Annotated in this window: 23 protein-coding genes and 1 pseudogene; 2 read left to right on the top strand and 22 right to left on the bottom strand. The window is 47.8% G+C overall.

Features of this window, described 5'->3' with window-relative positions:
* Nucleotides 1–118 precede the first annotated feature (118 nt).
* From ACTHUE_RS01630 to hisS, 20 genes are all read right to left on the bottom strand, one after another.
* On the bottom strand, nucleotides 119–1774 hold the full coding sequence (locus tag ACTHUE_RS01630; RefSeq protein WP_004519450.1) for an AMP-binding protein: 1656 nt from the start codon (nucleotides 1772–1774) through the stop codon (nucleotides 119–121).
* Between the two features lie 93 nt (nucleotides 1775–1867).
* Entirely contained in the window at nucleotides 1868–2971 is a 1104-nt protein-coding gene (gene mnmA, locus ACTHUE_RS01625) for a tRNA 2-thiouridine(34) synthase MnmA (protein ID WP_004519449.1), read from the bottom strand.
* A 126-nt stretch (nucleotides 2972–3097) separates the two neighbouring features.
* A complete protein-coding gene (locus tag ACTHUE_RS01620; protein ID WP_004519448.1) occupies nucleotides 3098–3574 on the bottom strand; it encodes a copper chaperone PCu(A)C in 477 nt (158 codons plus the stop codon).
* Nucleotides 3575–3705: 131 nt separating this feature from the next.
* Nucleotides 3706–4089 (bottom strand): diacylglycerol kinase, encoded by a 384-nt coding sequence (locus ACTHUE_RS01615; RefSeq protein WP_070695357.1) that lies wholly within the window; start codon nucleotides 4087–4089, stop codon nucleotides 3706–3708.
* A gap of 68 nt (nucleotides 4090–4157) precedes the next feature.
* The gene (gshB, locus tag ACTHUE_RS01610; protein ID WP_039862001.1) at nucleotides 4158–5114 is read right to left on the bottom strand and encodes a glutathione synthase; all 957 of its coding nucleotides are present in this window, start codon (nucleotides 5112–5114) and stop codon (nucleotides 4158–4160) included.
* Nucleotides 5115–5229: 115 nt separating this feature from the next.
* A complete protein-coding gene (gene recN / locus ACTHUE_RS01605; RefSeq protein ID WP_070695356.1) occupies nucleotides 5230–6891 on the bottom strand; it encodes a DNA repair protein RecN in 1662 nt (553 codons plus the stop codon).
* Between the two features lie 199 nt (nucleotides 6892–7090).
* Nucleotides 7091–9106: a BCCT family transporter gene (locus ACTHUE_RS01600; protein ID WP_039861995.1), complete on the bottom strand. Its 2016-nt coding sequence runs from the start codon at nucleotides 9104–9106 to the stop codon at nucleotides 7091–7093.
* Nucleotides 9107–9356: 250 nt separating this feature from the next.
* Nucleotides 9357–9965, bottom strand: coding sequence for an SMC-Scp complex subunit ScpB (gene scpB, locus ACTHUE_RS01595; RefSeq protein WP_150540519.1), 609 nt, complete (start codon nucleotides 9963–9965; stop codon nucleotides 9357–9359).
* A 69-nt stretch (nucleotides 9966–10034) separates the two neighbouring features.
* Complete coding sequence (locus ACTHUE_RS01590; protein ID WP_049331356.1) at nucleotides 10035–10268, bottom strand: glutaredoxin family protein; 234 nt, start codon at nucleotides 10266–10268, stop codon at nucleotides 10035–10037.
* A 130-nt stretch (nucleotides 10269–10398) separates the two neighbouring features.
* The gene (locus tag ACTHUE_RS01585; protein ID WP_003681978.1) at nucleotides 10399–10599 is read right to left on the bottom strand and encodes a (2Fe-2S)-binding protein; all 201 of its coding nucleotides are present in this window, start codon (nucleotides 10597–10599) and stop codon (nucleotides 10399–10401) included.
* A 227-nt stretch (nucleotides 10600–10826) separates the two neighbouring features.
* The gene (gene xerD / locus ACTHUE_RS01580; RefSeq protein WP_053091030.1) at nucleotides 10827–11705 is read right to left on the bottom strand and encodes a site-specific tyrosine recombinase XerD; all 879 of its coding nucleotides are present in this window, start codon (nucleotides 11703–11705) and stop codon (nucleotides 10827–10829) included.
* Between the two features lie 77 nt (nucleotides 11706–11782).
* Complete coding sequence (locus ACTHUE_RS01575) at nucleotides 11783–12226, bottom strand: peroxiredoxin (RefSeq protein WP_003683206.1); 444 nt, start codon at nucleotides 12224–12226, stop codon at nucleotides 11783–11785.
* A 36-nt stretch (nucleotides 12227–12262) separates the two neighbouring features.
* Nucleotides 12263–12898 (bottom strand): deoxynucleoside kinase, encoded by a 636-nt coding sequence (locus tag ACTHUE_RS01570; RefSeq protein WP_049331360.1) that lies wholly within the window; start codon nucleotides 12896–12898, stop codon nucleotides 12263–12265.
* A gap of 97 nt (nucleotides 12899–12995) precedes the next feature.
* Nucleotides 12996–13484: a 2-amino-4-hydroxy-6-hydroxymethyldihydropteridine diphosphokinase gene (folK, locus tag ACTHUE_RS01565; RefSeq protein ID WP_150540520.1), complete on the bottom strand. Its 489-nt coding sequence runs from the start codon at nucleotides 13482–13484 to the stop codon at nucleotides 12996–12998.
* Between the two features lie 15 nt (nucleotides 13485–13499).
* Nucleotides 13500–13874 (bottom strand): SirB2 family protein, encoded by a 375-nt coding sequence (locus ACTHUE_RS01560; protein ID WP_003681989.1) that lies wholly within the window; start codon nucleotides 13872–13874, stop codon nucleotides 13500–13502.
* A gap of 55 nt (nucleotides 13875–13929) precedes the next feature.
* Nucleotides 13930–14499, bottom strand: coding sequence for a tRNA (mnm(5)s(2)U34)-methyltransferase (locus ACTHUE_RS01555; RefSeq protein ID WP_070695351.1), 570 nt, complete (start codon nucleotides 14497–14499; stop codon nucleotides 13930–13932).
* Between the two features lie 78 nt (nucleotides 14500–14577).
* Complete coding sequence (gene hfq / locus ACTHUE_RS01550) at nucleotides 14578–14874, bottom strand: RNA chaperone Hfq (RefSeq protein ID WP_036493792.1); 297 nt, start codon at nucleotides 14872–14874, stop codon at nucleotides 14578–14580.
* Between the two features lie 298 nt (nucleotides 14875–15172).
* The gene (gene der / locus ACTHUE_RS01545) at nucleotides 15173–16630 is read right to left on the bottom strand and encodes a ribosome biogenesis GTPase Der (RefSeq protein ID WP_440361137.1); all 1458 of its coding nucleotides are present in this window, start codon (nucleotides 16628–16630) and stop codon (nucleotides 15173–15175) included.
* Nucleotides 16631–16771: 141 nt separating this feature from the next.
* The gene (locus tag ACTHUE_RS01540) at nucleotides 16772–17401 is read right to left on the bottom strand and encodes a YfgM family protein (RefSeq protein WP_049322720.1); all 630 of its coding nucleotides are present in this window, start codon (nucleotides 17399–17401) and stop codon (nucleotides 16772–16774) included.
* A complete protein-coding gene (hisS, locus tag ACTHUE_RS01535) occupies nucleotides 17402–18697 on the bottom strand; it encodes a histidine--tRNA ligase (protein WP_107858089.1) in 1296 nt (431 codons plus the stop codon).
* Between the two features lie 256 nt (nucleotides 18698–18953).
* On the opposite strand from hisS, the gene ACTHUE_RS01530 reads away from it, so the two are divergent.
* Nucleotides 18954–19460: a hypothetical protein gene (locus ACTHUE_RS01530; RefSeq protein ID WP_311476462.1), complete on the top strand. Its 507-nt coding sequence runs from the start codon at nucleotides 18954–18956 to the stop codon at nucleotides 19458–19460.
* A 55-nt stretch (nucleotides 19461–19515) separates the two neighbouring features.
* Here ACTHUE_RS01530 and ACTHUE_RS01525 read toward each other — a convergent pair whose 3' ends face one another.
* Nucleotides 19516–19818, bottom strand: coding sequence for a hypothetical protein (locus tag ACTHUE_RS01525; RefSeq protein ID WP_311476460.1), 303 nt, complete (start codon nucleotides 19816–19818; stop codon nucleotides 19516–19518).
* Nucleotides 19819–20027: 209 nt separating this feature from the next.
* Here ACTHUE_RS01525 and ACTHUE_RS01520 point away from each other — a divergent pair, with 209 nt between their 5' ends.
* Nucleotides 20028–20951 (top strand): pseudouridine synthase, encoded by a 924-nt coding sequence (locus tag ACTHUE_RS01520; RefSeq protein WP_311476458.1) that lies wholly within the window; start codon nucleotides 20028–20030, stop codon nucleotides 20949–20951.
* Between the two features lie 66 nt (nucleotides 20952–21017).
* On the opposite strand, the pseudogene ACTHUE_RS01515 reads toward ACTHUE_RS01520, so the two are convergent.
* A pseudogene (locus tag ACTHUE_RS01515) lies at nucleotides 21018–21142 on the bottom strand (alcohol dehydrogenase AdhP); the annotation flags it as partial.

Genomic DNA, 21142 nt, shown 5'->3' with positions numbered 1-21142 from the left:
ATACCCATGTTGGAATGTGTGATTTTAACTTGAAGCAGCATATTCTGGCAAACGGCAAAAGCTTCAGGCCGTCTGAAAACAGCGTTTTCAGACGGCCTTATCATACTGATTCTATATATCAGCGCAGCTCGCGGCGCAGGATTTTGCCAACGTTGGATTTTGGCAACTCGTCGCGGAATTCGATGTCTTTCGGCACTTTATACGCCGTCAGTTCTTTGCGGCAGAAATCGATCAGTTCTTCCTTGGTCAAAGACGGGTCTTTGCGTACGACGAAGACCTTAATCGCTTCACCGGTTTTCTCGCTTGCCACGCCGATACAGGCGACTTCCAAGACTTTGTCGTTGCTGGCCACCACTTCTTCGATTTCGTTCGGATATACATTGAAACCGGATACCACAATCAAATCTTTTTTGCGGTCCACCAGCTTCAGCCAGCCTTTTTCATCCATCACGGCAATGTCGCCGGTCTCTAAAAAGCCGCGTGCATCGATTGCTTTGGCGGTTTCTTCAGGACGGTTCCAATAGCCTTTCATCACTTGCGGACCGCGTACCCACAATTCGCCCGGCTGTCCGATAGGCACTTCTTTGCCGTCCGCATCGCGTAATTCGACTTCGGTCGAAGGAACCGGCAAACCGATACCGCCGCTGTAAGCCTCGATATTCAAAGGATTGCAACACACACCCGGGCTGGCTTCGGTCAAACCGTAAGCTTCCACAATCGGCGTACCGGTGATTTTTTTCCATTTTTCCGCAACGGCTTTTTGCGTTGCCATACCGCCGCCCAAAGTCAGCTTCAAACGGGAAAAATCGACTTCGGCGAAATCCGGACGGTTGACCATCGCATTAAACAAGGTATTCACACCGATGAACACGCTAATCGGCTCTTTTTTCAATTCGCCGATAAACCCCTTCATATCGCGAGGGTTGGTAATCAGGATGATTTTAGAACCGGTATTCGCAAAGATCATCAGGTTTACCGTCAAGGCAAAGATATGATAAAGCGGCAACGCGGCAATAACCGTTTCTTTGCCTTCGTGCAGGCTGTTTTTAATCCATTCTTTTGCCTGCAACATATTGGCGCAGATATTGCCATGACTGAGGACGGCACCTTTTGCCAAACCGGTCGTGCCGCCTGTATATTGCAGCAAGGCAGTATCGTCACGTGTCAACTCGACTGGTTTGAACGTATTTGCTGCACCTTGCTTCAAGGCCGTCTGAAAAGTGATGGTATTTGGAATGCGGTATTCCGGCACCATTTTTTTCACTTTGCGGATGACAAAGTTCAGCAACGCGCCCTTAATCATGCCGAACATCTCGCCGACCGACGCGACAATCACATGTTTGATTTGCGTACGCGGCAACACCAGCTCCAGCGTATTGGCAAAGTTCTCCAACACGACAATCGTGGTCGCACCGCTGTCTTTCAACTGATGCTCCAACTCGCGCGGCGTATAAAGCGGATTGGTATTCACTGCCACCAAACCTGCCTGCAAAATACCGAAAAGCGCAATCGGATATTGCAAAACGTTCGGCATCATAATTGCCACACGCTCACCGCGCGGTAGTTTCAATACGTTTTGCAGGTAAGACGCAAAATCGGTCGCCAACTTGCCCACTTCGGCATAAGTCAGTGTTTTGCCCATATTTTGAAAAGCAGGTTTATCTGCGAATTTCTCGACACTTTGACGGAATACATCGCTGATGGAGCTGTATTGAGAGATATCGATTTCAGGGTTTACGCCTTGTTCGTAGCTTTTGAGCCAGAGTTTTTCCATATTGATCAGTCTTTTATTTAGTCGTTTTTTGAAATCGAGGCCGTCTGAAAGGCTTTATTCAATCTGCCGCTTCGTTTTCAGACGGCCCTTTTATTAAGCTGTAATAATGACAGGCTTGTCGGTGGACATGATGATACCGCCGCCCAAGCACACATCGCCGTCATACAGTACCGCAGATTGGCCTGGGGTTACTGCCCACTGCGGCTCGTCAAAAACAAGCTCGATGGTTTCATCATCTAAATAACGCAACGTACAAGGCGCGTCGGCCATACGGTAGCGCGTTTTGCAGGTATAGCGGCCTTCTTTCGGGCGTTCTGGCAATGTGAAGCTCAAATCGTTCATAACCAGGCTTTGCGTATAAAGCAAAGGATGGTCATGGCCTTGGACGACAATCAGTTCGTTTTTGGTCAAATCCTTGGCCGCAACAAACCACGGCTCGCCTGCGCCGCCGATGCCCAAGCCTTTGCGTTGGCCCAGCGTGTAAAACATCAAGCCGACGTGTTCGCCGACTACTTTGCCTTCAGGGGTCACCATTTTGCCATTATTGGTCGGCAGGTATTTTTGCAAAAACTCGCGGAACGGGCGTTCGCCGATAAAGCAGATGCCGGTACTGTCTTTTTTGGTTGCAGTCGGTAATTTGAATTCTTCGGCAAGACGGCGGACTTCAGGCTTCTCCAACTCACCCAATGGGAAAATCGAGCGCTCGAGTTGGAAAGGCTTGAGACGATATAGGAAATAGCTTTGGTCTTTATTTTGATCCAAGCCTTTGAGCAGGTAATGCACGCCGTTTCGAACTTCTTTGCGGGCATAGTGTCCGGTGGCAATGGTATCGGCGCCCTGCTCTATGGCATAGTCCAAAAAGCATTTGAATTTAATTTCGGCATTGCACAAGATATCCGGGTTTGGCGTGCGGCCTGCGCTGTATTCTTTGAGAAAATAGGCAAATACGTTGTCTTTATATTGCGCGGCAAAATTGACGATGTCGATGTCGATGCCGATGATATCGGCAACGGCAATGGCATCAAAGGAATCTTGTTTGATGCTGCAATATTCGTCGTTGTCGTCATCTTCCCAGTTCTGCATGAACACGCCGCTGATTTGATGGCCTTGCTGTTTGAGCAGGGCCGCGGTAACGGATGAATCGACGCCGCCGGAGAGGCCGACGATGATGTTTGCTGGTGTGTTGTGAGTATTCATGAGCGGAATGTGGGTTTTAAATACATTTTTTAAAGCGTGATTTTAGCACATTTTGATTTGACGACAGAAAAGGCCGTCTGCAAGCCCAATGACTTTCAGACGGCCTTTATATGCAAATTCAAGCAATTAGTGCTGATGTGCGCCACCGTGTGCGCCGTGATCGTGCTGCATTTCGGCTTTAGGCGCGGTTTTCACTTCCAGCTCGACAGTTTGAGGTTTGGCGTTTTTGAATTTCAGGGTTACAGGCACTTTTTCGCCTTCTTTCAATTGTTTTTTCAGACCCATGAACATAACGTGGTAACTGCCCGGTTTCAGCTCGGTTACGCCTTTTGCAGCTAAAGGCACGCCGCCTTTAACTTCGCGCATACGCATAACGCCGTTGTCGTTAATATGGGTATGTACTTCAACGCGTTCTGCAACAGGGCTGCTGCCGCCTACCAAGAAGTCTTGTTTGGCTTCATCGTTTTGGATTTTCATGAATGCGCCACCCATTTTCATACCTTCGACAGTAGCACGCGCCCAACCGTCTTCGATATGGATACCGGCTGCAGATACGGAAGTTGCCAAGCCTGCCAGAATCAGGGTTGCCATTAATTTTTTCATGTTTTGCTCCTTGTGTTTGCCAAATGGCTGGGATATACAGCCTTCATCTTACAACCAAAGGCCGTCTGAAAACTTTGATATAGATTAATTAATACTATCTAATCCTAACGAATTACCATATTACCACATTTTTAAGCAGTTAATGCAATAATCCAAACAATAAATAACATGAACAAAGCCATCAATTGCGCGGCCGAGCCGGCATCTTTGGCACGCTTGGCCAGCTCGTGTTTTTCAGTAGAGGTATGGTCAACGGCTGCTTCGACGGCGGTATTAAACAATTCGGTAATCAATGAAATAAACGATGCGACAACAAGCACCATTTTGATGGCCGGCCCGAAATCAAGGAATAAGGCCAAGACAATTAAAATCAGGTTCAACCAAAAAACTTGGCGAAATGCGCTTTCATAACGGTACGCGGCAGCCAGTCCGTCTTTGGAATAGCCAAACGCATTGATAATGCGCTTAATGCCGTTTTTACCTTTTTTTTCAGATGCGTAGGAAGATGGTTCCATCATATTCTCAACATAAAAAGGCCGTCTGAAAAGAAACGGTCGGGTCAATTTTCAGACGGCCTTTGGGTTTATTGTTTTGCCCAAGATGCTACGGCATCTGCAAACATAGCGGCAACGTTGAAATCTTTTTGCTTCATGATTTCTTGGAAGCCGGTCGGGCTGGTTACATTGACTTCGGTCAGGTTGTTGCCGATGACATCCAAACCGGCAAGCAAAATACCGCGACGCTTCAATTCAGGCGCAAGGGTTTCTGCGATCTCACGGTCGCGCTCGCTCAATTCCTGTGCCACGCCGCGGCCGCCGGCAGCCAAGTTGCCGCGCGTTTCTCCGTTTTGCGGAATACGCGCCAAAGCATACGGAACAACCTCTCCACCAATAATCAGAATGCGCTTGTCGCCATGTACGATTTCAGGAATATAACGTTGCGCCATGATGGTACGTGAATCAAGCTGCATCAGGGTTTCCAAAATACTGCCGATATTGGGGTCGGATTCGGTTAGGCGGAAAATGCCCATACCGCCCATACCGTCCAAAGGTTTGATAATGATGTCGCCGTGTTCTTTCAAAAAGGCACGGACATCGGCGGAACGTGTGGTAACCAAAGTCGGCGCGGTAAACTGGCTGAAGTTCAAAATAGCCAATTTTTCATTGAAATCGCGCATTGCCTGCCCGCTGTTAAATACTTTTGTACCCTGCTGCTGTGCCAACGTCAAAAACTGGGTCGCGTACAGATATTGCATATCAAACGGCGGATCAGTGCGCATAATGACCGCATCGAAATCTTTCAAGGCCGTCTGAACTTTTGCCTCTGATTTAAACCATTCGTGATCGTCATCGTTTTTCGCGCCGACAAACTCAAATGCCGCCACCTGAGCCACTACCAAGCCTTCACGGACGGACAATTCTCCGCTCAAGGTATGAAAAAGCTGCCAACCGCGCTTTGCCATTTCACGCATCATGGCGTAAGTAGTGTCTTTATAGGTTTTAAAACTTGCCATCGGATCGGCGATAAACAGGACTTTCATCAAAATTTCCTTGTAAACAGACGATATAATCATACCTTGTATTCGGCCCGCCTGAAAGGGTGGCAAAATATAGAAAAGGCCGTCTGAATCCTATTTTCAGACGGCCTTGAGGCTTTTAGGCGGCTGCCAAATGCAAGAGTTCGGCAGCATGGCTGCGTGTGGTATCGGTAATGATTTCGCCACCCAGCATACGCGCGATTTCCTCAATGCGCTGATGATGGTTCAAAACACTGATTTCGCTGACGGTTTGCTCCCCTTCGCTATGCTTGCGGACCTGCCAATGGTTTTCACCGCAAGAGGCGACTTGAGGAAGATGGGTTACCGCTAAGACTTGATGTTTTTTACCTAAGGCACGCAAAGCTTTACCGACCATTTCAGCAACGCCGCCACCAATACCGGTATCCACTTCGTCAAAAATCAATGTCGGCACTTGCGTGTATTGGCTGGCAACCACTTGCAAAGCCAAGCTGATACGCGCCAATTCACCGCCGGAAGCCACTTTATTCAAAGGACGGGACGGATTGCCTTTATTTGCCGCCACTTGGAATTGCACCTGCTCTAGACCATGTGCAGTCGGTGAAGACGGCAACAAGACGATGTCAAAACGTGCGCCTTTCATGGCCAAATGTTGCATATGCTCGGTTGTTTCTTCGCCCAAACGGCTGGCTGCCTGATGGCGCATGGCGGAGAGGATATGTGCGGCTTCGTGGTATTCGGCAAGATTGCGTGCGACTGTATTTTCCAAGGCTTCCAAATCGGCAGCCGCGTGCAGGTTTTGCAGGCGCTCATCGATTTCTGCCAACTTTTGCGGCAACTCTTCCGGCTCAATACGGTATTTGCGCGCCATGCTCATCAATTCGCCCATGCGACTTTCTTGTGCGGCCAATTCATTAGGATCGATATCGCTGCGACCGGCCACATCGCGCATATTAGCACTGATTTCACCCAATTCTGCTTCAATACTTGCCAACATATTCAGGCTCTCGGCAAAGCGCGGCTCAATGTTTTGCAGATTGCCCAACAGTTTTTGACATTGGTAGATTTGACGTTGGATGCCGTTATCTCCGTCTATGCTGTCGCCCACCTGCTCGGCGGTTTGCAGCAACTCGGCCGAATGCGCTAGACTGTCGTGGCTTTGGCTTAAGGTTTCCCATTCGTTGGGTTTAAGCTCCAATTGGTTCAATTCATTAAACTGCCATTCCAAACGCTCGCGTTCGATAGCCATGGTTTCTGCCTGCTCTTGTGCTTCTTGCAGTGCCTTTTTCGCATTGACCCAATTTTGATAAAGCTGTTTGACCGTTTCAGCCTGCTCTTTGCTGCCGGCAAATGCGTCCAACAACTCGCGTTGCGCAGACTCTTGATTCAACGAATGATGGGCATTTTGTCCGTGAATATCGATTAACTGCTCGCCGATGGCTTTCAGTTGCGCCAATGTTGCTGCCTGATTATTGATATAACTGCGGCTTTTACCCTTAGCATCGATAATACGGCGGATGCTGAGCTCTTCAGCATCTTCTTCCAAAAGACCTTGCTCCTGTAGCTGCGCTTTCAATTCAGGCAAACCACTGATGTCGAACAAAGCCGACAACTGCGCTTCTTTGGCGCCGCTGCGCACTTGGCTGTAATCGGCTTTATCGCCCAACAACAGGCCAATCGCATCCAGAGTAATCGATTTGCCTGCGCCGGTCTCGCCCGTCAATACGGTAAAGCCGTTTTGAAAATCAAGATTCAGGTTTTCAACAATGACAAAATCACGCAAAGAAAGTGCCAACAGCATTGCAGTATTCCTTAGTAAATCACCCGCACTCATGCGGAATAGCTTTAGATAAGTTGATTATAACTAAGGTTTTTTATAGTTTAAATCAGATTTTTCTTATGATTTATCTAAGATATTTATTTTAAACAAATTATTTTTTAAGCGGGCAATAAAAAGGCCGTCTGAATATTGCTACATGTTCAGACGGCCTAAATTTATTTTACTCTGCCAGTTCTACTTGTTCATGCCCCATCAATTCCTGCCCTACTCCGGCAAGCAGGTTCAGATAACGCTCATACTGTTTGAGCATATCGGCAATCAATTCTTTTTGCGTCATATATTGCACATCGTATCCATCGCGCCCATCCGAAAAATACGTCAACGGTATAAACGTTGCTGCATATTTGAAATGAGGCAGGCTGTCTTCACGAATCAACTGGTCGGTAATTTCCCGCTTTACGGATTTAATCCCATAGACAAAATCCCTTACCGTCCCTTTATGCACCACCAGCTCCACCGACGGCTCATCCTGTTGCAACAGGCAACGGATTTCTACGTCCATATTGTATTTTTCGGTCAATTCGTTTTTCAATTCCTGCATTGCCGGAAGCGCCGTATTTTTCATAAATTTGATGATATCGACTTCCTGCGTCTGATTCATCATTTGACCAAGGCGTTCCCTCCAATGATCGCCCGACCAGAAAATACTGCTCGGATTGACGGCGGTTGCAAAATAGTTGGCATCGTTGTTCAGAGCTTTCCACAAAGAAACCATCATAAAAATCATCAACACCGCAAACGGCAGAGACGCAATCAGGGTCATGGTTTGCAAGATGGGCAAACCGCCGGCACCCAGTAACACAATGGCCACAGCAGAAATCAACACGCCCCACATAACCGATTGCCACTTAGGCGAAGCCAGCCCTTTATCGCGCGAAGCAATATTGTTCAGCACATAAATGCCCGAGTCGGCAGAAGTGATAAAAAACAGCGAAATCACCAGCAATGCTACCAAGCTGCTGACAACCGGCCACGGCAAATAATTCAAAAAGGCAAACAACAATTTTTCAGGCTCGTTGGTCAAGGCAGACAAGGCGCCGTTTGCCACATGCGTGTCCAGCCACAAGGCTGAATTGCCAAATACGGTAAACCACAAAATACTCATCAGGCTAGGCACTGCCAATACACCAAAAATAAATTCGCGGATGGTTCTGCCTCGCGAAATTCGGGCAATGAACAAACCGACAAAAGGCGACCACGAACACCACCAAGCCCAATACAACACCGTCCAGCCGGTAAACCATTTTGTATGCTCAGGCTCGTAGGTATATGACTTAAAGCTGAACGAAACGAAGTTACTCAAATAAGTGCCCAAATTGTCGCTGAATGCGAAAATCAAATACGTCGTCGGCATACTCAACAAGACAAACAACAGCAATGACAGTGCCAATACCAAGTTGGTTTCACTCAAAATTTTGACGCCTTTGCCCACGCCCGAAGTTGCGGAAAATATGGCAATCGCCATCACAACAACGATAATGCCGACCTGCAAGACATAGCTGTTGTCCTGCACCCAGCCCATCTTCAGCAAACCGGAACCCATTTGTGCCGCGCCAAATCCCAAGGTTGTGATAATACCGAACAAAGTCGCAATCAAAGCCATCACATCGATGGCATCGCCCATTTTGCCGTTGATTTTGTCTTTTAAAATCGGATAAAAGCAGGAACGCAACGCCAGCGGCAATTTATAGCGGAAACCGAAATACGCCAAGGCAAGCGCAATGATTCCGTAGATTGCCCAGGCATGAATCCCCCAGTGGAATACCGTATGCAGAATCGCCTCTTGCGCATTGCCTTTGGCAATCGGGGAAGAAAAATGCGATAAAGGCTCGGCCACACCAAAAAACATCAAGCCCACGCCCATGCCGGCCGCAAACAGCATGGCCAACCATGATAAAAACGAAAACTCAGGTTCGTCCTCGTTTGTACCCAGCCTGATACTGCCGAAGCTGCTGATGGGAAGCGCCAATAAGAAAATAAGGAATACAGAGAAAGTCAGAATGTAAAACCAACTGACATTTTGAAAGATAAACTGCTTCATTGCATTTAACAAAGCCTCAGTATTTTGAGGCCAAACCAAAGCAGCTGACAAAAGCAAAAGGACGAAGAAAAGCGTAATACCGACCACGCTTGGATTGAAAGAAGATTTGTTTTGAATAAATTGTTTGAATTTCATATCGGTTCCGTAGTTGATACAGCGCATATTTGAAGAACAAACGGGCTGCCGATTGATAAAGAAAGAAACGTTTCCGTATGCCTTCTCAAACTATTACAGAATGAGAGATATTTATTCTAATAATTCTTAAATTATATCACAAAATCAATAAGTTATTAAAATAGATGAAAATTATATTTAAAATCATGATGTTATACAATAATAAAGGCCGTCTGAAACACGATTGTTTCAGACGGCCTTTACATTCAAATCAGTTAATCAGTCTGCTTCCTGATTCAACTGCTTCTTCAGCCTCCTCATCGCCTGTCGGCGGCGTTTCCATCAAATCAGGCAACACCAGCTCACCCAATTCAGTCAGCGGCGGCAATTCTTCCAAACTTTCCAAACGCAAATCGCTTAAAAAAGTTGCCGTTGTCGCCCACAAAGCCGGACGGCCGACAGAATCACGGTGGCCGATGACTTCAATCCAGCCCCTATCCTGCAAGGTTTGCATGACATTTTGCGACACTGCCACGCCGCGTATGCCTTCAATATCGCCACGCGTTACCGGTTGCTGATAGGCAATAATCGCCAGCGTTTCCATCACGGCACGGGAATAACGCGGCGCTCGCTGCTCTTGCAGGCTGCCTAGTCGTTCAAATGCGGCTTGGGCGATTTGAAAACGCCAGCCCTCATGGGTATGCACCAGTTGTAAAGCCCTGCCCTGCCAGCGTGCCTTCAGTTGCGCCAACACGTCAATTAGCTTGTCTTGCGATAACGGCGGCACGCACAATTCGCGCATGTTTTTTTCGTTTAAGGGTTCGACTTGCGTCAACAGCGCCGCTTCAATCAGCGCATCGGGAGAAAGTTTTTCAGTCATAATAAAATCAAGGTTCAGACGGCATAAACAGCCGAAGGCCGTCTGAAAGGCAATATGGTCAATGGTTTGTTACGCGCTCAAATGCGCTTTCAGTTTTTCTTCGTCCAAAAACCAATGGCAGATTTCGGTATCGCCATCCAGCAAAACAGGCACCAGCTCATTGTACTTTTCTTCTAAAACCGGATCTTCATCAACATCGACAATATCCAGCCCAAATCCAAACTGCTCCTGATAAGGCTTTAATTGTTCGCGCATTTTGTGGCACAGGCTGCAATATTCCCGAAACATCAAGGTCAGTTTCATGGTGGTTACTCTCGGAGGGACAAAAGCGGCCATTGTATAGCAAAATGCCGCCAAACCATACAGGCATGACAAAGGCCGTCTGAGCAGGCGCGAGATAGCGCCTTCAGACGGCCTTTATGTGTATTCTGAATTAAGACTGAACGTTAATACCGGCAGTCACGGTATTTTGGGCACTGCTTGCAGTCAAAAACGATGCAGCCAATTCGCCGCAGCAACCGCAACAAGTTGCCACGCCCAATTGAGCCTGCAAATCGCTCATGGTGGTTGCACCGGCGGCGATGGTCTCTTTGATGTCGTGGTCAGTAATGGCGTTGCAGATGCAGACAAACATGATGTGCTCCAATAATTTTGTTACCCTCTGTAATTGAGAGTAGGATTTATTCTTGAACGTAAATATAAATAAAAACGGTTTGCATTGCAATATTGGCACCATCCTTTTGTTTTGAAATTTTTCTATGTAAATTTGCATTTTGATTGTTATTTTATAAATAATAAACTTTATAACCGTTCAGACGGCCATGATAACAAAAAGCGGCATCTTCGAGATGCCGCCTTTATTTATGAACGGGAATGGTGTTCATCGACCATGTTTTTCAAACGGATATTGGCAACATGGGTATAAATCTGCGTGGTGTTGATGTCGGAATGTCCCAACATCATCTGGACCGAACGCAAATCGACGCCGTGATTGACCAAATGCGTGGCAAAAGCATGGCGCAAGCCGTGCGGACTGAGCGAAGCAATACCGGCCGCTTCGGCATATTCTTTAACTATCATCCATGCAAGCTGACGGCTGATGCCGCTGCGTTTCTGGCTGACAAACACTTCGTCGCAGATCTTGTTTTTTAGCAACAACGGGCGCGATTCGTTGCAATAGCGTTCCACCCAATACGCCGCTTCCTGCCCCAACGGAACCAGACGCAATTTGTCGCCCTTGCCTATGGTACGGATACTGCCGCGATGTAAATCGATATCGCTGAGCGTCAATTTGACGGCTTCGGTCACGCGCAAACCTGTTGCATACATGACTTCAAGCAAGGCTTTGTCGCGCAGCCCGTGCGGCGTTTCCACATCCGGCGCAGCCAGCAGCGCGTCGATTTGGGCTTCGGTAATCAGCGTAGGCAGTTTGCGTTCCGATTTCGGTGCCTTGAGAAAACGGGTGGGATTGTCTGCCCTTTGGCCCGTTTCCTCCAACCAGCCGTACATACGCTTGCAAGCCGACAATGCCCGCGCTTGGGACGTGTTTTTTTCTCCCTCCGCATACACGGCATCAGACAGGGCAAATTCATCGGCACTCAACCAATCCTGCCCACCCTCGGCCAACCGCGCAGCGACTTTGACCAAATCACGGCGGTAACTTTGCAGCGTATTGTGGCTGAGCCTGTCTTGCAGCCAAAGGGATTCAAGCAGCTTGTCTATTAAATCGTCCATATTCATCAAACTGTATTGAAAGGCCGTCTGAACGGCATGGCTTTACATCCGTTCAGACGGCCTTTAGGTTTTCAAAGCCCTATTTAAGAGGCTTGAGAAATTGTATCCAAAACTTCTTGCGCGTGTCCGGCCACTTTGACTTTGCGCCATTCATGGGCGATTTCGCCGTTTTCGTCCAGCACAAACGTGCTGCGCTCAATGCCGAGGGATTCTTTGCCGTAAAGCTTTTTCAGCTTGATCACGTCAAACAGTTTGCAGACAGTTTCTTCTTTGTCGCTCAACAATTCAAACTGGAAACCTTGTTTAGCGCAGAAATTCTGATGCGATTTGACACCGTCGCGCGAAATGCCGACAACGGTATAGCCCAATGCTTTGAATTGTTCCAATCTGGCATTGAAATCCAAGCCTTCGGTGGTACAGCCGGGCGTGCTGTCTTTAGGATAAAAATAGACAACCAACGGCAAATGTTCGGCGGAATTAAAATCGCTGCCGGAAGAAGATGGGAGTGTGAATTGATATTTTGACATATTATTCCTTTCAGACGGCCTAAACCTAGCCTGCGTTTATTTTTCGCTTAAATTCAAATAACTGCGCGTACCTTGAAAATCTTCCAATGCGCGCAACAAAAGCTGGAAGTGGTCGTCATTGCCGGCCAAATCCAACTCATCGGCATTGACGGTCAGCAAAGGCGCGCTTTGATACAAATGGAAGAAATGGCTGTATTCGTCATGCACCCGTCCCAAATAGCCTTCGGGGAACAAACTGATAATGCCTTCGTGACGTTTTTGCAGACGTTTGCGGTTGTTTTCGACGGCGGTTTGCAGATAAATCACCACATCGGGCTCCGCGTATTGCGGCAGAATGCGTTGCTTCATATCGACAAAAAGCTGCTGCTCGTCATCATTCAAAACGATGGGCGTAAAAATACGATCTTTTTCCGGCAAAAAATCAGCCACAACCATTCCGCCTTGCGCGCATTGGTCTTCAATAATATTCACGCTTTCAGCGCGGCGCGTTAGGAAGAAAAGCTCGGCAGCCAAGCCATTATTGGAAACATTACTGTAAAACTTCATGAGAAACGGATTGTGATCCGGATTCTCCGACAACAGCAACGCGCTGAAATGCTCTGCCAAGCGGCGGCTCAAAGCAGTCTTGCCGCTACCGATGGCGCCTTCGACAACAATATAACGAGGATTCATAGTAACTCTTTGTAATGTGTTTTCCAACAATATTTTATAGCAAAAAAGGCGTGTCCAACACGCCCTTTCTTGTTTCAGCCTGTTTTTCAGACGGCCCTTATTCTTTCAACAGGCGAATCCCCTGCCCGCCCAAAGCCTGAGCCAAATCAGCCACACGGCCATGCTCGCCCAACTCGAAATCTGGAAGAATTTCAGCCAACGGCAACATCACGAAACTGCGCTCATGCGCGCGCGGATGCGGCAAGGTCAGATGCGGGTCATCGCTGCGGATACCGTCAAAATCGATGATGTCCAAATCCAAAGTGCGTGGCGCATTACGGAAGCTACGCTCGCGCCCAAATTCGGCCTCGATGCGATTTAACTCTGCCAACAGCGCCACGCCGTCCAATGAAGTTTTCACGGCACACACGGCGTTCACAAAATCGGGCTGATCGTCATAGCCGACCGGCGCAGTCAGATACAGGGAAGAAGCCTTTTCGAGCCGAATATGCGGATGCGCGTCCAATTCGGCCAAAGCGGCGCGAACCTGTTCGGCAGGATTGGCAAGATTGCTGCCCAAAGCGACAACGGCAAAATGCGGATACATTTCAGACGGCCTCTTTTAAAACGGCAGCGTTTTGGTTTTGGCAAGGAAAACAATCGTGGCAACACACGACATGGCCAAAACGTAGACGATATAGAATTTCGGCGAACGCGGACGCGAACGCATCATAATCATGCCCAACACAATATAAACCAGCAACAGCAGGATTTTCATGCCGAGCCACGGCGCATTGAACGGCGAAAAATGGGTAATCTTCATCAGCCACAAGCCGGTAAACAGCAACATGGTGTCGTTCAAATGCGGCATGGCTTTCCAAATACCAGCCAATGGCTTCTCAGGATGACGCCAGAGCAGGAAAAAACGTATGTTGAACAACAGGATGGTAATGGCAACGAAAATCTGATGGCTGTATTTTACAAACAGATATTGCATGGCAGTTTCTTATGTTAAGGGTTGAAAAACAAAGCAGCTATTTTACCGCAAACATCTATTTCTGACGCAACTTTTCAATCGCCAGCAGATAGGGAGGCGCATTACGGCGGTTGACAAAGCCATAGCGTAACACGGCAAAGGCTTCCTGCGGCAAAGTTTCCGCCCATTGCACAATCGCTTCAGCCTCTATTCGGCCGGCTTCATGCCCCGGATACAATACCGCTACGGCAAGCCCGCCCTCTTTCAGCAAACCCAAAGTATCCGTCAGCGCACGGATACTGCTTGCCGCCTCAGTTGTACAATTTTTATCGCCACGCGGCAGCCAACCGAAATTAAATACTGCGGCATCTAAAGGCTCGTCGATATAAGACGAAAGGTTTTCATGGCCGTCATGTATCAGGGCTACCCGACCATCTACGCCGTTTTCTTTCAGACGGCCTTGAGTCTGCTCCAGTGCTTTGGATTGCACATCAAACGCCCACACCCTACCAGTCTCTCCAACCGACTGCGCCAACAGCAAAGTATCATGCCCGTTTCCGGCCGTCGCATCCAAAGCGCGGCCGCCTGCTTTTAAGGCTTGCTGTAACAGGGAGTGGGCAAAGGGAAGAATGTTCTCAAGCAGCATGATAAAGGTCGTCTGAAAATAAAAATACCCTACCGCAAAAGCGGTAAGGTATTGAAAAACAGGAATGCGTTACATCATTTATTCGGCAGGTTGTTGCACAGTCTCAACTTGAACCGGAGCAGCTGCGGCAGCGGCTTGAGGTTGTTTGTTTTCGTGTTGCAGGCTGACTGCGCGTGCAGGAACGATTGTTGAGATAGCGTGTTTGTAAACCATTTGAGTGACGGAAGTATTACGCAGCAGAACAACGTACTGGTCGAATGATTCCACTTGACCTTGCAGCTTGATGCCGTTTACCAAGTAGATCGAAACCGGAACGTGCTCTTTACGCAACGCATTCAAAAAAGGATCTTGTAACATTTGTCCTTTAGCTGTCATATTCTTGAGCTCCATTATTATGATTGTAAAGACGCCAAAATCGGCGTTAGATGGGATTGTAGCCCCGAATAGGATAAATTACCAACTATTTTTTTCTATCACACCGTTTAGAAATCCAGTAATAAGGGAACTTCCCGTCAAACCGACTGTTTCATTTCCATATTCACAACAATCCCAAATCCAAATTAGATGTTTTTTCTAAATTCGGCAAACCCTATCGAAAATATGCCATGAAGCTCTAATGAGCTGTTTTTCATTATAAAAAGGCCGTCTGAAATTATTCAGACAGCCTTTATGCTTATTTGCTGAATTGTTTTTTCACACTGACTTTGGTTTTCTTCTTGAAGCGGTTTTTCTCTTCCTTGCGGCCTTCGCGTTTCTCAATACGGTTGCTCAGGCTGACACGGCGCAGCGGTTTTTTCTTCGGTTTGTCTTCCGCATTTTCATACGGGTTTTCCGAAACATTGTATTGAATTCTGAGCGGCGTACCTTGCAGATTGAAGGCTTTACGGAACGTTTGGGTCAAATAGCGCGTATAGCTGTCAGAAATGGCGTACAGCGAATTGCCGTGTACCACAATCACCGGCGGATTCATGCCGCCCTGGTGGGCATAACGCATTTTCGGACGCACCAATCCTGCGCGCGGCGGCTGTTGACGCTCGATAGCGCTTTGCAATACGCGCGTGATTTTCGGCGTCGGCATCTTAATCATTGCCGCGTTGTAGGCAGCCTGAATGCTTTCAAACAAACCGTCTATACCGCGCTCTTTCAATGCAGAAATAAAGTGGAACTTAGCAAAATCAAGGAAATACAGTTTGCGGTTGATATCGCGTTTCACTTGCTCGCGACGCTCTTCGCTGATGCCGTCCCATTTATTGACCGCCACCACCAAAGCACGGCCTGCTTCCAAAGCAAAACCTGCAATCGTCGCATCTTGGTCGGCGATATCTTGTTGCGCATCCAACACCAAAACAGCAACGTTTGCCGCTTCAACCGCCTGCATAGCTTTGATAACAGAGAACTTTTCCACCGCTTCATCCACTTTGCCACGACGGCGCACACCTGCGGTATCGATGATGGTAAACGGCTTGCCTTCGCGTTCAAAATCGATATGGATACTGTCGCGCGTCGTGCCTGCCATATCGAAGGCAATCACGCGTTCTTCACCGAGGATGGCGTTTACCAAGGTTGATTTACCGACATTTGGACGGCCGATTACAGCAAAAACAGGATGTTTCGCTTCTTCCTCTTCCTTTTCAGGCTCGGGGAAGGTTTCCAAAATATCTTCAATCAGATAATACACGCCATCGCCGTGCGCACCTGAAATAACATAAGGGTCGCCCAGGGCAAGTTCGTAGAACTCGGCGGCAAGCACGGCCCTATTGCCGCCCTCGCCCTTATTCACGGCCAAATAAACAGGATGTGGGCTTTGGCGCAAACGGTCGGCAATGATTTTGTCTTGCGGGGTCAAGCCGGTACGGCCGTCCACCAAAAACACAACCGCATCGGCTTCATCGACAGCCTGCAAGGTTTGTTTTGCCATTTCGTGCAAAATGCCGCTGTCCACAATCGGCTCAAAACCGCCGGTATCGATGACCAAATAAGGTTTGCTGCCGACTTTGCCATGACCGTAATGGCGGTCACGCGTCAGGCCGGGCAAGTCATGCACGAGCGCGTCTTTGGTACGCGTCAAACGGTTGAATAAAGTAGATTTGCCGACATTGGGGCGGCCGACAAGCGCGATGGTGGGTTTCATGATGGAGTCTTTCTGTGTCAAGTGCCGCCTAAAAACGGGAGCGGAACACAAGCAGGTGTTTTAAAAACACGGTTGATAAGGATAAGTGTAGGCCGTCTGAAAAGTCATGGCAACTTCAGACGGCCTTGATTTCAAACAAACTTATTTCAAGCTGTCGATTTTCATTTGCAGCAATTCGCGGCCTACTGCGGTTTGCGGCAATTTGCTCAAAGCAGCTTCGTAACTTTGTACGGCTTCTTTGGTTTTATTTTGGGCAACGTAAACATCGCCTTTGGTTTCCAGCATCAAAGGCTCGAAATCAGCCTCAACCTGAGTATTCAGGGCATTGATGGCGGCATCGTATTTTTTCTGCTGCAACAGGACAACGCCCAAACGCTGGGCTGCCAAAGCTTGAACCAGCGGTGCGTTTTGGTTTTTCAGCACCCAATTCAAATGACCTTCCGCCACATCATAACGGCCGGCATCAAACTCGGTCGCCGCTACCATCAACGTAGCTTGGGCTGTCGAAATAGAATCAGGATAGTTTTTTTGCAATTCAGCCAAATCGGCGTTGATGGCTTTGGGGTCGGTTTTTTGCTGCGCCTTTTCCACCATTTGCGCCAATACGGCGGCGGCTTCCTGATCTTTTGAAGCTTTTTGGCCTTGGTAAATGGTGTAACCCAAATACCCCAAAGCCGCCACAATCAGCAAGGCAAAGATCCAACGGCCGGTGCGTTTCCAAAAATATTTAAAGTTGTCTAACTCTTGTTGTTCTTCCAAATGGGCTGCCATTTATGCGTTCTTCCATTGTTGTAAAGTGTCTGTCAAATCAGCGGCGGCAACGGTTTTCTGTTCGTGTTTGCCCTGCATATCTTTCAGGGTAACCGTACCGTTTGCCAGCTCATCCTGAGCCACAATCAGGGCAAAGCGTGCGCCACTGTTGTCTGCTTTTTTCATTTGCGCTTTCAGGCTTTGATAGCCGGAATGCTGCATCACATTGAAACCTTGTGCGCGCAAGGCTTGCGCGTATTTCATCACCTGCAAGTCCGCACCTTCGCCTTGGTGCATTGCATAGACATCAGGCGCAGCGTTCACTTCCAGAGAGCCGTATTCACTCACCAAAAGCAACAGGCGCTCAATACCCATCGCAAAGCCGATAGACGGCGCAGGCTTACCGCCAAGTTCTTCAATCAAACCATCGTAACGGCCGCCGCCGCACACAGTCGCCTGCGCGCCGAGTTTGTCGGTCGTCCACTCAAAAACCGTCTGATTGTAATAATCCAAACCGCGTACCAAGCGCGGATTTTCAACATATTGAATCCCCAAACCGTCCAACATCGCCTTGAAGCGTGCATAGTGGTTTTGCGAAGCCTCGCCCAAGTAATCCACCAAACGCGGTGCCGCATTGCAGATTTCCTGCAAATCAGGGTTTTTCGTATCCAAAACACGCAAAGGATTGGTTTTCAGACGGCGTTTGCTGTCTTCATCCAGTTGTGCTTCATAGCGGGTCAAATATTCAACCAATGCCGCACGGTGTGCCGCGCGTTCCTCACGGTTGCCCAAGCTGTTGATTTCCAAAGTCAGGTATTCGCGAATACCCAATTTTTCCCATAAGTCAGCAGACATCGCGATGATTTCCGCATCAATATCCGGCCCTTCAAAACCCAAAGCCTCGATACCGACCTGATGGAACTGACGATAACGGCCTTTTTGCGGACGCTCGCGGCGGAACATCGGCCCCATATACCACAGCTTTTGCGGGCTGTTGTACAGAAGGTTGTGTTCGACCACCGCACGCAGACAGGAAGCCGTACCTTCAGGACGCAAGCTCAAACTCAAAGAATCGTTTGAATCGGAGAAGGTGTACATTTCCTTGCCGACCACATCGGTTTCCTCGCCGATGGAGCGGACAAACAAACCGGTTTGCTCGACAATCGGCGTACGGATTTGCTGATAGCCGTAAGCGCGTGTCCAACGGCTAACCGTATCTTCAAACGCCTGCCAAAACGCAGCCGTCAGTTTGAAATCTTTTTGTTCGACAGGTAAAAGGTCGTTCATGCCTTTTACAGATTGAATTTTTTGTGCCATTTCAATATGGGATAAGCGAAAACCAAATAGTTGGGCATTATAGCTGATTTTTAAGGGTTTGTGAGTTTGGGAACAAATCAAAAGGCCGTCTGAAAATCGGTTTTCGCATTCAGACGGCCTGTAAGCAGATTACAGAATCATATTCAATGGTTCCCATCCTTCCCCTGCCTTTCAACTTAAATTTCTTAAAAATATATTCAATATAGATTCAATGTCGTTATACTTGGATTCTTTTCATCTCATCCCTATGCACATCATGAAAACACTGCGCTCTCTTTTTGTTATCGGCTTGTTGACTACCAGCCTATCTTCCCAAGCGATGGCTGCAAATAACGCCGCAAATAATCAAGCAAAAATAGATTTAGTCAAAAAGGTTTATCTGACCAAAGTGGATTTAGGCTCTGAACACAATCGTATTACCACGCCTGAACTACAAAAAATCATCCGACAATTCAATAAATTTGACACTAATATCCGCAAGCAACCCGATATGGAGATGGGGTGTGACATGCCGATACATTACTACTTGGGCTTTGGTCAGGATCATCCTGACAACTTCCATAAAACCTTGCAAGTCAAGGTCACTTCTCCCCATACCGTCCGGGCAACATTTAAACAATTTGACGGCCATAGGGTCGGTGCAGATTTCATGTTGAAATGTACAGAAAACCGTTGTTTGATAGATGATTTTAAGATGATTGGCGATCAAACCAGCATCAAAACTGATTACAAACTTGTTTTGCGCAAACAAAAATGTGAGTGAGCCGACAAAACAAAAGGGCTGTCCAAACAAATGGATCAGCCCTTTGATTTTGAAATCAAGGTCGTGAAGGATGCGGATTTAAGCGGACAGGCGGCAAATTAGGTTTTCCGTATTGGGAAACGGCTTGTCTGCCTGAAGCAGCTTTCCCTGACTGCATGACGCCGCTATCGTTGCGTATTGGATGTGCGGCATACTCGTCTTGATTTAATTGTGAAACTTCTTCATTTACTTCATGCTCTACCACAAGTTCATACTCATTATCGTATGCATTATTCTTACCAAGCCGAACTTCCCCTCCCGCCATAGCGGATACGGAAAATGCGGATAACATGATGATTATGCTGATTTTTCTCTGCATAATATTCTCCTTTTCTCAAATATTGCTTCTTTATCATTTCTTTAATTCATGCCATAAAAGCAAGTTCAAACAAAACCAGTTTCTCTGCTCGTTTGAAGAATCTATTTAAACACAAAACCTGCATCAATACATATCTATTATTAGAAACTTATTTTCCATAAAAACAAGGCCGTCTGAAAAAATCCTAAAAACCGAGTACAATCCGCCGCATGAAAAAACGTACCAATCCCCTACCCCTTCTAGACGGTGTCAAACCCAGCTACTTGGTTTTGCCGCACGAAAAGCAGTTTTACGGCTTGCCGCTGCTGCATTTTCTATGCGCTCATTTTCCCTTTGTCGGCGAAGAAAACTGGCGGCGGCGGCTGAACAGCGGTTTTGTGGTGGGCGCGGATGGCGTACCGTTTGATGAGAATACTTTGTTCGAACCCGGCAAGACGATGTTTTATTACCGTGAAACCAGCCGTGAGAGCGAGCCGCGTATTCCGTTTGATGAAAAGATTTTGCATATTGACGAGCATTTGCTTGTGGTGGACAAACCGCATTTTCTGCCCGTCATCCCCAGCGGCAGGTTTTTGCGGGAAACCCTGCTCACGCGCCTACGTCTGCGGCGGGAATTGCAGCATTTGAATGTTGAAGACATTACGCCGATTCATCGCTTGGACAAAGATACGGCAGGCGTTATGCTGCTTTCACTCAACCCTGCCACGCGTTGCGATTATCAGACCATGTTCCAAGAAAAAACCGTCCAAAAAACTTATGAAGCGGTGGCGCCGACGCGGACGGATTTGGACTATCCGCTGCATATTTCGTCCCGAATGGAACGCGGCGAAAAATTCTTTCTCACGCGGGAAACGGAAGGCGAACCCAACGCCCACACAACCATCGAGCTTATTGAAAACCGCGGCGCATTCAGCCTCTACCGCCTCACGCCGCATACCGGAAAAAAACACCAGCTGCGCGTGCATATGATGAGTTTGAACATGCCGCTGATGAACGATGCGCTTTACCCTACCCCATTGGCGGCCGGTGATGAAGACTACGACAAACCTTTAAAACTTCTGGCTAAAAGAATAGAGTTCACCGATCCTGTCAGCGGAGAAATCCGCGTATTTGAAAGTGGTTTTGCGCTTTAAGTTATCCAATCCAATAAAAAAGGCCGTCTGAAATTGTTCAGACGGCCTTTTTGTCACAAAATCTGATTAGTGATGAATGCAGCTGCACTCTTTGTTCATATCAATCACCATACGGCCGGTAATTTTACCTTCGCGCATTTCTTGGAAGATGGCAGGCGCTTCATCCAAAGCACGCAATTCGACTTTAGGCA

The organism is Neisseria sp. P0021.S005 (assembly GCF_051956955.1).
Note: the sequence above shows the minus strand (reverse complement) of the source record. Positions and strands in the feature narration are given on the sequence as shown.